16 protein-coding genes are annotated in these 12,877 nt (G+C 55.7%); 5 read left to right on the forward strand and 11 right to left on the reverse strand.

All coding sequences use genetic code 11. The features are described from left to right. The first annotated feature begins 88 nt into the window (after positions 1 to 88). Positions 89 to 532, forward strand: coding sequence for a YHS domain-containing (seleno)protein (locus tag AC0B60_RS12005; RefSeq protein WP_465086045.1), 444 nt, complete (start codon positions 89 to 91; stop codon positions 530 to 532). 57 nt (positions 533 to 589) lie between these two features. Further along, on the forward strand, positions 590 to 1,081 hold the full coding sequence (locus tag AC0B60_RS12010) for an MOSC domain-containing protein (RefSeq protein ID WP_465086046.1): 492 nt from the start codon (positions 590 to 592) through the stop codon (positions 1,079 to 1,081). A gap of 14 nt (positions 1,082 to 1,095) precedes the next feature. Here AC0B60_RS12010 and AC0B60_RS12015 read toward each other — a convergent pair whose 3' ends face one another. The 7 genes from AC0B60_RS12015 to AC0B60_RS12045 all read right to left on the reverse strand — a co-directional run bounded on the left by AC0B60_RS12015 (position 1,096) and on the right by AC0B60_RS12045 (position 7,934). Further along, positions 1,096 to 1,530: a DUF4399 domain-containing protein gene (locus AC0B60_RS12015; RefSeq protein WP_465086047.1), complete on the reverse strand. Its 435-nt coding sequence runs from the start codon at positions 1,528 to 1,530 to the stop codon at positions 1,096 to 1,098. A 92-nt stretch (positions 1,531 to 1,622) separates the two neighbouring features. After that, on the reverse strand, positions 1,623 to 2,576 hold the full coding sequence (locus AC0B60_RS12020) for an adenosine deaminase (protein WP_465086048.1): 954 nt from the start codon (positions 2,574 to 2,576) through the stop codon (positions 1,623 to 1,625). A 41-nt stretch (positions 2,577 to 2,617) separates the two neighbouring features. After that, on the reverse strand, positions 2,618 to 3,073 hold the full coding sequence (locus AC0B60_RS12025; protein ID WP_465086050.1) for a CopD family protein: 456 nt from the start codon (positions 3,071 to 3,073) through the stop codon (positions 2,618 to 2,620). 95 nt (positions 3,074 to 3,168) lie between these two features. Next, positions 3,169 to 4,449 (reverse strand): SO2930 family diheme c-type cytochrome, encoded by a 1,281-nt coding sequence (locus AC0B60_RS12030; protein WP_465086051.1) that lies wholly within the window; start codon positions 4,447 to 4,449, stop codon positions 3,169 to 3,171. Between the two features lie 13 nt (positions 4,450 to 4,462). Next, positions 4,463 to 6,049, reverse strand: coding sequence for a parallel beta-helix domain-containing protein (locus AC0B60_RS12035; protein WP_465086052.1), 1,587 nt, complete (start codon positions 6,047 to 6,049; stop codon positions 4,463 to 4,465). Between the two features lie 222 nt (positions 6,050 to 6,271). After that, the gene (locus AC0B60_RS12040; RefSeq protein ID WP_465086141.1) at positions 6,272 to 7,324 is read right to left on the reverse strand and encodes a helix-turn-helix domain-containing protein; all 1,053 of its coding nucleotides are present in this window, start codon (positions 7,322 to 7,324) and stop codon (positions 6,272 to 6,274) included. Positions 7,325 to 7,484: 160 nt separating this feature from the next. Beyond that, positions 7,485 to 7,934, reverse strand: coding sequence for a hypothetical protein (locus AC0B60_RS12045; RefSeq protein ID WP_465086054.1), 450 nt, complete (start codon positions 7,932 to 7,934; stop codon positions 7,485 to 7,487). Positions 7,935 to 8,048: 114 nt separating this feature from the next. On the opposite strand from AC0B60_RS12045, the gene AC0B60_RS12050 reads away from it, so the two are divergent. After that, a complete protein-coding gene (locus AC0B60_RS12050) occupies positions 8,049 to 8,615 on the forward strand; it encodes a nucleoside 2-deoxyribosyltransferase (RefSeq protein ID WP_465086055.1) in 567 nt (188 codons plus the stop codon). Positions 8,616 to 8,664: 49 nt separating this feature from the next. Here the strand turns inward: AC0B60_RS12050 and AC0B60_RS12055 are convergent, their stop codons facing one another. Then, positions 8,665 to 9,447, reverse strand: a complete 783-nt coding sequence (locus AC0B60_RS12055; protein ID WP_465086057.1) for a helix-turn-helix domain-containing protein — start codon at positions 9,445 to 9,447, stop codon at positions 8,665 to 8,667. 151 nt (positions 9,448 to 9,598) lie between these two features. On the opposite strand from AC0B60_RS12055, the gene AC0B60_RS12060 reads away from it, so the two are divergent. Then, complete coding sequence (locus AC0B60_RS12060; RefSeq protein ID WP_465086059.1) at positions 9,599 to 10,006, forward strand: hypothetical protein; 408 nt, start codon at positions 9,599 to 9,601, stop codon at positions 10,004 to 10,006. Positions 10,007 to 10,052: 46 nt separating this feature from the next. On the opposite strand, the gene AC0B60_RS12065 is transcribed toward AC0B60_RS12060, so the two are convergent. The 3 genes from AC0B60_RS12065 to AC0B60_RS12075 form a co-directional block, all read right to left on the reverse strand. Next, the gene (locus tag AC0B60_RS12065) at positions 10,053 to 10,538 is read right to left on the reverse strand and encodes a hypothetical protein (protein ID WP_465086061.1); all 486 of its coding nucleotides are present in this window, start codon (positions 10,536 to 10,538) and stop codon (positions 10,053 to 10,055) included. Between the two features lie 8 nt (positions 10,539 to 10,546). Next, a complete protein-coding gene (locus AC0B60_RS12070; protein ID WP_465086063.1) occupies positions 10,547 to 10,927 on the reverse strand; it encodes a DUF6152 family protein in 381 nt (126 codons plus the stop codon). A 106-nt stretch (positions 10,928 to 11,033) separates the two neighbouring features. Beyond that, a complete protein-coding gene (locus AC0B60_RS12075; RefSeq protein ID WP_465086064.1) occupies positions 11,034 to 11,816 on the reverse strand; it encodes an MBL fold metallo-hydrolase in 783 nt (260 codons plus the stop codon). A 90-nt stretch (positions 11,817 to 11,906) separates the two neighbouring features. Between AC0B60_RS12075 and AC0B60_RS12080 the strand changes: the two genes are divergently transcribed. Beyond that, entirely contained in the window at positions 11,907 to 12,869 is a 963-nt protein-coding gene (locus AC0B60_RS12080; protein ID WP_465086065.1) for a GlxA family transcriptional regulator, read from the forward strand. Positions 12,870 to 12,877 lie beyond the last annotated feature (8 nt).

Raw genomic sequence — 12,877 nt, forward strand, 5'->3', positions numbered from 1 at the left:
CACAATACGTCGTCACAATAGCTCTGCGTAACAAACGGCTATCACCGGTGTCTTAGTGCCTGTAGCCTTTATAAAAAAGGAGAGCGACATGAACAGATTCCTAATGTTGGTCACCATTGCCCTGCTCTACACAACCAGTGCATTAGCTTCGGAGTCGCCCGTTTACACCGGCCTCTTGAGCAACACCGGCGCCGGCGGGTACGACACGGTCAGTTACTTCGAATCAGGACAGCCCACCAAAGGCTCCAGTGAGTACACCACCCAGTACCAGGGGGCCACCTGGCGATTTGCCAACGCCGAGAACCTTGCCCGCTTCAAGGAAAGCCCTGAGCGGTTCGCTCCAGTCTACGGCGGCTATTGTGCCTGGGCGGTCAGCCAGGGCTATCTCGCCAAAGGGGATCCAAAGCACTGGAGCATCCGGGAGGGTCGGCTGTACCTGAACTACAATCAGTCCATACAGGACCAATGGCTGGAAGATCCCGACGGGTTTATTCGCCAGGCGGATGCGAATTGGCCGACGGTTCTGGAGTAACAACGCTCAACACAACCGTGCAGCCCCAGGCTGGGTTAAAACTCACATGAGGTATCCATGGCGCAACCGACCTCGCTTCAAACCTTATTCGACACCCTTCCTCAGAGTGGCCGGGTTGAATGGATTGGCATCCGCCCTGCCCGTGGTGAGCCCATGAAAATACTCGATTACGCGATGATCACGCCGGGCAAAGGCTTGAAAGGCGATCGATTCGAGGGCCGCGAGACCAGCAAGCGGCAGGTCACCCTGATCCAGAAAGAGCACCTGTATGTCATTGCCTCCTGCCTAGGGCGGGAGGTTATTGATCCCAAGATTTTCCGGCGCAATATCGTGGTCTCTGGCCTCAACTTGCTGGCCCTGAAAGGCAAAACGTTCCGAATTGGGAGTGCGGTGTTGGAATACACCGGTCCGTGCCACCCCTGCAGCAAGATGGAGACGGCCCTTGGGCCGGGCGGTTATAACGCCATGCGTGGGCATGGCGGTATAACGACGCGAGTGATTGAAGGGGGCGAGGTGGTACTTGGCGACAGCATACTGGCCTGCCTCTGAGCCAGTTTGGGCGATTACTCCACCGTGATGGTGATCTTCTCGGACATGACAGGCGGCTCATGGGGTACGTGCAGGTGATCACCCACCAATAACTGCAAGGTGTGTTCACCCGGCGACAATTCCAGGGACGTCTGAGTCTGTCCGCCACCAAAATGAATATGGCTCTCATCCGATGGGACGGGTTGGCCCATCGGCGGCAGATCGTCTAAATCCACAAGCAGATGATGGTGGCCGGTGCCCTTGCGTTCCACACCCGCTGGCGCCACTCCCAGCCCCTCCAGACCGAACCTCACTGTGACCGGCGAACTCACAGTCTGCCCATCAACTGGCGTAATAAAATACACCGACGCACCTTCAGTAGCGGGTGTCGCTCCATGGACCCCGGCAACCATTGAAGTGGCGAGAACCGAACTAAGCAATAAACGTTGGGTACTGTTGATCATGCTCATGACTCGTTCCTTGAACGCGGGATTTACTGTTCAATGGTAGGACAGAATTCCGCATCTTGCCGAATATCGATACGGCCTTGCACAAGCTGAATCTACGGAGCTAACCGAGCGTCCATACTGTTCTGCGCCAACCGGCGGGCCTGCTCTTCGGTCATCCCCAGGCCATCGCGCAGCGCCACGAAGTTCTCCAGCACATAACCGTCGAAATAGGACGGGTCGTCCGAGTTCACGGTCACCTTCAAACCCTGATCCAACATTTCCAGGATGTTGTGGTGGGCCATGTCCGGGAACACACGCAGCTTGATGTTCGACAGAGGGCAAACCGTTAACGGAATCTGCTCTTCCGCCAGTCGGTCCAACAACTTCGGATCTTCCGCAGCACGAACTCCATGGTCAATACGGTTTACCTTGAGCAGATCCAAGGCCTGCCAGATGTACTCAGGCGGCCCCTCTTCACCAGCATGGGCAACAGCCAGGAAGCCCTCGGCCCGTGCTTTGGCAAATACCCGCTCAAACTTGCTGGGCGGATGGCCCTGTTCGGCGCTGTCCAGCCCCACCGCAAAGAACTGATCACGAAACGGCATCGCCTGTTCAAGTGTCCGGAAGGCGTCGTCTTCAGACAGGTGCCGCAGGAAACTGAGAATCAGCCCACCGGTAATGCCCAAATGCTCGCGCCCATCCCGCATGGCACCGCTTATGCCGTTGATGGCCGCTTCAAAGGGAATGCCGCGCTCGGTGTGGGTTTGCGGATCGTAGAAAGGTTCAACGTGGACAACGCCCTGCGCCTGACACTTCTGCAGATACGCCCAGGTGAGATCGTAGAAATCCTGTTCCGTTCGCAGCACATTGGCACCCTGGTAATACAGATCCAGGAATTCCTGCAGATTATTGAAGGAATAGGCCTGCCGAAGCACATCGACGTCATTCCACGGCAATTCAATGCCATTACGCCGGGCCAGTGTAAACATCAATTCGGGCTCAAGCGCGCCTTCCAGATGTAGGTGTAATTCCGCTTTGGGGAGGGTTTTCAGCCAGGCTTCGTTCATAACAGTCTCCGGGATGAGGCTTTATCAGCTACCAGATCAGCCTAAAGATACCGACCACCGGCACCGATCACCACTGTGATCAGCCCGAGAATCAGGTTGGTGCCTACCAGCTTGCGGATCTGTCCCACCTGGCGCCCGCCTTCCTCTGGGTCCTGATTGGCAACGGCCTGTTTCAACCGCCGGAAGGGGGCAAAATAGACGTGACAATAGAGCAGCATCATCACAATCCCCAGCCCCTGCATCACATGGACATGCCAGCCAGCACCCGCCATGCCACCGAATACGCTGAAGACCATCCAGTAACCAGTCACCAGCAACAGAATGATCGCCACCCATACCCACCGGAAAAACCGGGATAACGTATGACACCAAAGCGCCCCCCGCTGCGATGCATCAATGACCTCTACCACTGCTGGCCGCATGGCCATATAGGCGAAAAACATACCGCCAACCCAAATCACGGCAGAGAGAACATGTAATGCGATAGCCAGACCCATAAAGCGACTCCCGGATAAGAAATGTGTGACGAGCATAAGCCTCACCCGCCACAAAACCAACTCTCTTGACCGGATTCCCGGCTAAACCCACGCTATTACGGCATCGGCGAGCAACTGGCACTGGGCAATTGGTCAATCCAGCTACGAATCAGTTGAGCACCTTCCTGATGCACAGTGCTTCGACCCAGCTCGGGCATCTTGTGCCGGCTGTCCGTCGTCTCGACGCGGAACAGCAGGTAGGACTCATCCGCGTTGCCTGGAATTACGTCGTACGGATAACCGTCTTTGCCCCCGGCCACCGGGTCCTTGCAGACACCGAATTTACCCGGCGAGTCAGCATAGTTGCGGTTATACTCCAACTGCACACCGCTACTGCCTGCAGGCCCGGCATAGTCAGCCGGCAACGTCAGGTCTGCCCGGTGACAATGGGCACAGTTGATGTCGAGGTAGGCCCTGGCCTTGTCGTTCAGTTCAGCGTCGCTCAGTGACGGAATGTGGGTTTGGTCATTGAACACCGGTGCCTGTTCCACACTGTTAAAATCCGCCGGTAATCCAGTCAGCAGTTCGCCTTCCGCCCAGTATTGAAGCTGGTTGTAGACTGTGCCATCCGGGTAGCTGAAATCCTTGTTCAGATAACGGGCTTTTGGACCGATGGGCAGGAAGATCTGCTCACGCTGGTCATCCGGCCCGGCCAGGTCTGGCACGATGGAGTGGCAGGAGGTGCAGTCCGCGGCTTTGGGCACCGCATAGTCAAAGGTGAGCGTCTGCCCCTGGTTGTTGATGGTGGTCAGGTCAGTCAGGCGTTTCCCCGCAATGGCGAGTGTCGCCTCGGACTCTGACGACCAGTAATACGGCAATGCCATCCAGCCATCGGCCCGGTGGATCAACAGGCGCGTTTCGATCACCAGCTCCGCACCGTCAGGCATAGCGGTATTTTCCGGCAACGCAAAGGTTTTGGTAATCACCGTCCCAACCGGGAAATCCAGAGCCTCTGACGGGTTGTAACCAACCGTCTTGCCCTCAGGCACAAATACAAAGCGGTACTTGCTGGTGTAATCAGAGAACAACGCGGTGGAGAGATCATAAGGCACCCCGCCCCGCGTAGGCCCGGCCGTTGGATCGCTGGCGTCAGTAAACAGATTGTAGTCGGAGAGCTTCGGGCACACCTCGGTCATCAGCGCATTCCAGTTGACCCCGTCGGTTGTCGCACTGCAACTGCCCTCACCGCCTGTCGGCGCCCCTGCACCGGCATTCAGTGCACTGCCCGCTTGGCCTTCGCCATCGTCGCCCGATGAGTCTCCGCCTCCGCCGCCACAGGCGGCCAGAAGCAAAGACGTCACGAGGGCGGCTGCGATTGTTTTATGGTTATTGCTCATTGGAAACCCTCTTTTACAGCGCGCAGGCGGCTTCCGCCAGGTCATCCCCGGTACAGCCGTAGATGTTGTTGCGGAAATTCACCACCGCCGGTGCAAGTCGGGGCTGGACGCAGTTCAGGTAGGTGTTGTTGACCATCTGATCAATCAGCAGGTGTGGCAGAGGATTGCCATCGCCGTCGACCATGGTCACGTCGGCTGGGTCATCCGGATAAACCAGCCCGGTATTCACTTCGTCGTAATCTGGCGCCGGGTTGCCATTGATGTTGCTGTTGGCACAAACCTGATCGCCAGCGCCGTATGGGTCATAGTTCACCCCATCGGCCTGAGCTTCGGCACCAACCAGAGCATTGAAGCCAGCCAGCTCACCGGCGTTCGACAGCAGTTCACCGATACCGTCATACAGAATCGCCGGAAAGATTTGCGGTGATCCCTTGCTGTTCATGTTCGACGTGTAGCCATCAATAACCGGCTGGAGTAACGCACCCCGTGGATTACTGCCGTTCCGGGCAATGGTGTTGTTGTGCAGGTAGACGTTCTTCAATGTCGGGCTCCATCCATTGCCCATAGTGGCGCCATAGTTGGCAGGATAACTGGCCAGATCATCATCGATCAGCAGGTAGCTTGTAACCGCAACCGCCGTAGTGTCGTTGTCCGTGATCTGGTTGTTGTACATCTCCACGTCACTGGTGGCCAACACCAGGGCACCGGTTCCCGGTGGCACCGTTCCAACCACACCAGCGCCTACGTTGTCGGCGTTATTGTTGTATGCCTGATTGTTGAAAACACGGACATTGCCGCCGTAGGCCTTATCCAGCCCTGGCAAATCGAATACCAGAATGCCGCCAGAGTTTCCGAGCGCGATGTTGTTATACACATCCGCCATGGTGGAGTTTTCAATCTCAATGCCCGCCACATTCTGTTTGGCAGTGTTGTTCCGAACCACGATGTTCTCAGACTGGCCCACATAGATGCCCGCATCCGCAGACCCGAAGGCGTAGTTGTTCTCCAGCAGCACGTTCTGGCTCTTCAGCGGGTACAGTCCGTAGGCGCCGTTGTTCGCCTCCAGCTCCCCTTCCCAGACCGTGGCCGTGTAGGCCATATGAATGCCATTCACGTTAGTGGCCTTGATACCGTTCTTCGGCGCCTCGTACACGCCAAAGTCCCGTACCGTTATGCCATTCCCACCCTGGAAGCGGAACGCGTCGTCACCATTGGACGTGCTGAAATCCAGTGCGGTTTCGTTGATACCGTGGCCGGTGAGGGTCAGCCCACTGGCGCTGTTAACAACGATGCTCTCAGTCACCACAAAACGCCCTTTGGGCAAGACCACCAGGGCATCTTCCGGCAGATCGAATAACGCCACGGAGAGCGCTTCGGTAATGTCGTCACCGTCCGCTGCATCCGGTGCCACCATAATGGCGCCTTCAGGAATGGAGAAACCGGAGGTGGTCACCGCGAGTTGTGCTGTGCCATCGACGGACTGCCCATCGGCCCCATCCGTGCCGTCTTTTCCATCGTCCCCACCGCAGCCGGCAACGAGAAGCCCGCTTGAAATGGCAGTTACCAATAAGAGTTTCTTGAACGTTCTAGCCTGGCGCATCACAACCTCTGCTTTATCAATTTGTTGTTATTCGTGCGTTCCTAAATGAACGCGGTGTCCTGAACGACACTAAGCAGGATGCGACATGTTGGCGAGAACAACCGATATGCAGAAAGCCACATGCCCTGTGCAAATTCTGCAATGGCGTGTGTGCCAAGGGTTCGGAGGGAGAAACAGCAGGCACTGTGCAAAACCTGCAATCTACGGAATTGCAGGATTTGATCAGCTGACGTCGGCGCCAACGCAGTGCTGACGAAACTCTGTGGGAGTGGTGTTCTGGATATCCCGAAACGCCCGATTGAAGGAACTAAGAGTGCGATAGCCAACATCCAGAGAGATGTTCAGCACGGGTGTCTCCGGTTCGTTCCGCAAACGCTCAGCGGCGTCGGCTACCCGGAGCTGGTTGATGTAGTCATTGAAATTGCGATAGCCCAGAGTCTGGTTGATCACCTTGCGCAGACGGTATTCAGGAATCTCGGTGGCTTCCGACAGCTTTGTGAGGGTCAGTTTTTCCGTTCGATAGAAACCGGCATCCATGATTCGGCCAAGCGCTGCTGCGTCCTGCTTCTGTTGTGCCAAGTGTGCCGAGTGGGGGTCCTGAGCCTCAGCCTCTGGAGTTGGAACGGGCTGAGACTCAGGAGAACCGGCAGGCCGATCGCTGCCCACCAGATCCATGATTCCCTCCCGCGCGGTGACCAGGCAAATCAGGGTTGCGAAAGCCGCCAGCCCCGCGATGATCCCGCGGATGTACTCATGGTAAAGCCCGAAATTCAGGCTGACCGTCGCCACGCCCACGGCGCTGCCGACAATGAGCAAAAACGCCAGGCGGGCCTTCCTGCGGGCTTCCACCAGATCGTTTCGCCAGTACCGAATCACAAAACTGAGGCCATGCAATAACACAACGTATTCGAAGAACTGGCCCAGCCGCCATCCGAAGAACACCGCCGGAGTCCATGCATCACCGGGCTCTACGAAGGGCCGTGCCAACGCCGGCGCCAGAAAGCTGTATAGCGCCATCGCGCCCCACACCGACTTCAAACGCGGTCGCGGCGCAAAAATCAGCTGACACAGCAGCCAGAACAAGGCGGGCAACGCGGTTTGCAGGTCGGAAGTGATCCAGCGCCATTCGGTTGGAACCAGAGGGTCAACCAGGAACGCCACGGACCCAATCATCACCAGCAGGAACAGCTGGCCAACCAGCAAATGCCGGAAGTCTCGCAACGTAACCACAAACAGGGGCAACAGGCAGCCAAGCCCGAAGCCAGTTAGCAACATCACTGTTTTTACCTTTTTATTATTACCTTAACTTTTGAAAGCTGATGTTAGCTGAAGTACTGAGCGCTTTGATAGCGACTTATTATGCGTTGACGTAAATCTGCTCTGACTAGGTGCGAGTTTGTTTACCGACCGCTGGTTACTTGGAGCTTATTTCGTTTTAACCCTTCCAGATTCCCAGCATTGCACCTGTACCCAGAACGAGCGCCCCGCCAACCTCTCCAACGATCAGCAGCAACATGAAGAACCCGGTCACCCAGGTCGGCAGCAGCCGCTTACCCAGGCGGTGGGGCCGGCGCAATTGGTTATCCGTATCCTGAAGCAGTCCGTGAATCACGTAGGTGCCAATTGCAAAGGCGAAGAACACCAATGCAGCCAAGGCGGCAATAGTGTTAACCCAATCGGCCAGCACGCTGTGGGCGCTGAATACCGCCAGCAGTATCGCCGCGAAGCTGTATAGCAGCGAGCTTCGGTGAGCAATATCCACATATACCGGCGAGGTGGCATCCTCACTTCGCGCCATATGACGATACTTCCAAATGCCAGTAAGCAGACCCGTCATAAAGAACAGGAAAGCTGCGGAAAGGCAGATTTTTTCAGCCAAAGACATGCCGTCGCTCCGTGGTTATTATTGAAAGGCCGAATTATGCCATCGGAGAGACTGTGCGGTACGATAAAACAGGAACCACGTATCTTTCGGCCTTTGATGACCAGTTGATTCCCCATGACACAACCCAAACGCATCTACCTCGCCGGCCCGGAAGTCTTCTTCCCCGCCGCAGAACACAAGGCTATCGTAGCCGAGAAAAAACGCCTGCTCCGGGAATATGGGTTTGAAGGCGTCGACCCGCTGGACACCGAGATAGTGTTTTCAGATGACGAAGCCAAACCCGATCGCGGGCACCGCATCTACCAGGCCAACCGCAAACTGATGGACAGCTGCGATGCCATTATCGCCAACCTCACACCGTTCCGCGGCATCAGCGCTGATCCTGGCACCGTGTTCGAGGTGGGCTATATGGTCAGCCAGGGCAAGACGGCCTTCGGATTCAGCCTTGATAGCCGACTGTACCGGGAGCGGGCCGGCTCAACCGACGTGGATGAACTCGGCCACACGATTGAGGACTTTGAACTGAGTGACAACCTGATGATTGAAGGCGGCCTCAGCGATTCCGGTGGCCAGCTATTTGTGGCAGAGCAGCCAGGAGAACACCGGTTCTTCTCTTCGGAGCTGTTCCGCCGCTGTGTGCGGGCCCTCAGCCAGACGCCAACAACCGTCTCGTCGCACTGACTCTTACATCACACTGGGACAGATCTACGTTCCTTGGCAGCAGCCCGTTTCAGCTTTGCCAAAAAGCCTTGCTACGCTCATCCATTGGGAAAAAATGTTCGATCCGCAAATTCTGTGCGGTCACATCCAGGGGCGTGCCTATCGTTGCAATGGTCGAAAAGATTTTAAGCTGCTGATCCCCCAGGTTCAGGGTAAAAGGAATTGCTGGGTAGTCGAGATGTTCCACAACGTGGCTTTTCCAGTCCTTTGGAACACCGGGTAGAGTCAAGGCATGCTCAAGCAATCGGTTGGGCTGATCTCTAAAGGGGCCAGCGAGATGCTCATGGTAGACTCGCTGCAGCATGTGGCATGCGATATTTTCCCAATCACCCACGAAGGGTTTCATGCCCCCGTCATCCAGCAGCGCCAGCAGAAAGTTTGGCCTGGCCGGGAAATGCGCGCCCAACTCCACCATTCTGACCATCATTTCCTGCATGGCTGTGTTGGCCATCACCAAATAGTATTCGTGATCAAACACAACCGCCGGATAAGGCAGGTGCGATTGCAAGAGGTGCTCAAGCGCTTCCTTGATCATCGCCATGCCGGGTGCGCTCAAATCCTGGTCGCTGTATACCTGACTGAACCCCGCCGAAGAAAGCAGACGGTTTGTCCCTGCCAGATCCGTTTGAAGCATCTGCGCCAGATGCAGAACCATGCCCTTACTGGGCTTGCTTCGGCCAGTTTCCAGGAAGCTGATGTGTTTTGCCGACACTTCGCATTCAAGGGCGAAATCCATCTGGCTCAACCGTTTACCCTGCCGCATTTCTCTAAAAAGAGTACCGAAGGCGCTCATCGTCGTTCCTGTGAATGTCCGAGTGTTCAGTGATTATCTTCCTCGAGGGTAAGCCACACCATTACCTCACAGGTAATTGAGTCGATCACCGCCTGGGTAGATGCTTTGTAGCGTAGTCAAACACATTGCGAAACCCGATCGAGGTGATCCTATGAAAAACTTCGTGCGTCAATTCAGCGTAAAACAAATCGTCCTGAGCGATGTTGTCCTCTCCACCCCTCTGGCGCTGGTTCTGATCCTGGCCGCAGGGCCAATCGCCCAGTTGGCTGGAGGCCCTGGCGCAACGTTCTATCTGGTGGCGGGCATCGTGTTGCTGCTCTGGTGCGTGGATATGGCTGCTACGGCCATGAACGAACGTTGGCTGGAGAAATACTTCAACCTGATGATCGTTGTTGATATCAGCTGGGCCTTACTGTCTTTCGCCCTGATGCTGTGGTTTGCGGACAGCCTGCAGGCGTTGGGCTGGGCGCTGTTCGCACTGAACGTTCTTGTTCCACTGGACATGGCGTGGATGAAACGGGTTGCTGGAAGTAAGTCATTCGAGCCTGAGTTCAGCTGATCATCGAAGCGCCGGGTAGCGGCAGCCCATGCCGCTACCCGACTGCTCAGAAGTACCCTAATAGCCGGCCGAGGACCAACGCGCTCACCCAGAACACCAGAGACATCAAGGCCCCGGCCCTCAGGGGTAAAGGCATGGAAGTATTCATTGGAAGGCTTCGTATATCCCGATGCTTTAACACCCGCGCTAGCATCAACGCATTCAACACTCCCAACAGGACAACCACCATCTTTACCCGGAACAGCATCGATCCAGCATAGTCAGCGGCCGCAGTGGCAAATAGAAGCCCACCACAAACAACCGCCAACCCCAAACCAATCGCCGATGTGACTCGAAGCACGTCGACAAACACCATCACGGGGTAGTAGCGCCAGAGCCCCAGCAAACGCAAGTCCAACGGCACAATTCCGCCGATCAGCAGGGCAATCCCAAAAATATGCCCGGCGTTGACCAGCGGGTATACCAACGTGGAGTTGCGCAGCGCTGAGACAAAGGCCAGATTCTCGACGAAGACCAGTATCGACTCAATCATTTCCAGATTCAGGAATCACGGCCGGGGTACAAATCGTAGTTGTTCCCGTCGATCACAATCCGCTCAGCCTTGACCAGCCGTTCGCCTTCTTTGGCGGAACGATGACCGTGCACGGTCACTTCCCGGCCGACGCTCAAAATCTCTTTGCTGAGCCCGACACGGTCGTTACGCCAGGGCTGACCGACCTCCACAACCCATGCCTCACCATCAACATCTATCGTGACCTCGCCATGGGGATTACCAAGGCGCATCGACTGGATGGTGCCGGTGATTTCAAACTCCTCGTCCGTGGCCCAAGCCCAACCGTGATGAGCCTGAGCAGTAGAGGCAACGAGGATAGCAACAAAAACCAAAAAACCGAGCGAGTGGGTAAAACGAACGTGAGGCATATCGAATCCTCTTATCGCGAGTTTATGAACGCCATCGAACCACAAATTCCACAACTGAGTCTATTCGACACTCGGGATGTAGCGGAATTCCCATAAACCGGCACCACTAGTTCACCGCAAACGTAAGTGTTTGCCCATCCTCAGGAATCAGCAACTTTCCCTGAAGTTTCTCGCGCCGACAACGGCTGGCCAGGTCTTCACGGCTAACCGGGCAGTGATCCAGGGCCTCCAGGTGATTGGCGACAACAACTCCTGCACTGAGGTGACTGGCAGCAACCACGTCATCTTCACCCATGATAATGTCACCACCCAGATCGAACCGGGCTCCACCAGCAGGTAATACAGACACATCCGGTTGGCGCTGCGTTAAGCACCTTTTGACGTCCTCAGTCAAAACCGTATCACCGGCGATGTACAGTGACGGTTCACCAGGAAGCTGAATAAAAAAGCCATGACCATGGGCCATCATACTGCCGACAACACCATGGCCGTGAACACATGGAATGGGCACTATGGTGCCATCCAGGAATGCCTGCTCGTTGCTGCAAGCTTCCAGCGCTGACACTTTTAACCCTTTCCGTTCCAGGAAATCCGCATCTCCTTCCATACAGATCATGGGCACCTGATGCTCGCGCAACCACTTCACCGCGGCTCTGTCCAAGTGATCGAAATGTCCCTTCTGGCAATGGGTAATCAAACAGTGCGTCACACGCTCCAGCACGGCGCCTGTCGCTTCGGGCAATTCCACCAACGGATTTCTACGCCGGCTTCTGGTGAAGTATTTCAGCGCGGGAATCGCTCCCCGGGGTGCCAACATGGGGTCAAGCAGAATAACCCTGTTATTGGCCTCGATGACCACAGTGGCATTGCGTAGCTGAGTAATCTTCATGGCGAACTCCTGTAGTAAGAGCGCCATTGTAGATACCCCACAGCCTTGCTAGCATGTCTTAAAATGACATAAAACAGACAATTTTCGCCAATGAAGATAGGCTTGCTTCTCTACCCCGACTGCATCCCCTCCGGGTTGTTTGCCTTTTCAGACCTGCTGCTCGCAGCCAACTTGCGCCTGGGAAGATCCGTATTCGAATGGTGTTGGCTAAGTGAGGAAGGCAAGCCTGTAGCCTGTGCCAATGGCGTCGAATTGACGGCCAGTAATCTGGAAGGTGCAGATGTAGACGCGATGCTGATACCTGGCGCCTGGCGTGACCAATCGAATATCCATAACCCGAAGGACGAAAGCCTGGTTCACGCTCTAAAAACACTCGTAGAGCCGTCCAAGAACAAGCAGGGTAGAAGAACTGACATACTGAGCTACTGCACAGGTGTGTATCTGGCGGCTCGTTCCGGCAAACTGAACCAACACACCGCCACCACTACCTGGTGGTTATTGGACGTTATTCGCGAGCAGTTTCCCAGTGTGCAATGGCAACTCAATCGCACCTTCGTGATGGATGACGGCAACGCCACGGCAGCTGGGGTTAACGGACACCTACCAATAGCGCTAGCACTGATTGAACAGCAATGCGGCAAAGAGGTCGCCAAAGACATTCAACAGTACATGGTTCTGCCACGCCCCATTGAACGCAACACGCCCTTTCAGGAGTTACCCGAACTCCTGCAAAAAGAGCCCTTCATACGCGACGTATTTCAGTGGGTGGAGCAAACGCCCTACACAGGCCTACAGACCGCCGCACTCGCGGAGCATCTGCACATCACACAACGCACCCTCAGCCGGAAAATTGTCAGCAAAACCGGCTACAACAGTGCCCAACTCATGCGGTTGATAAAGCTCAATCAGATAAGCGAGCAACTGATCAGCACCAACAAGTCGATATACCGCATCAGTGACGAACTGGGCTTCGCCGATGACACCAGCCTGCGCCGCAGCTTCAAACGGATAACAAACATGACACCAGGGGAATATCGGCGATCATTTGGTTGAAGAGAGGA

This window comes from Marinobacter sp. V34 (genome assembly GCF_055524115.1).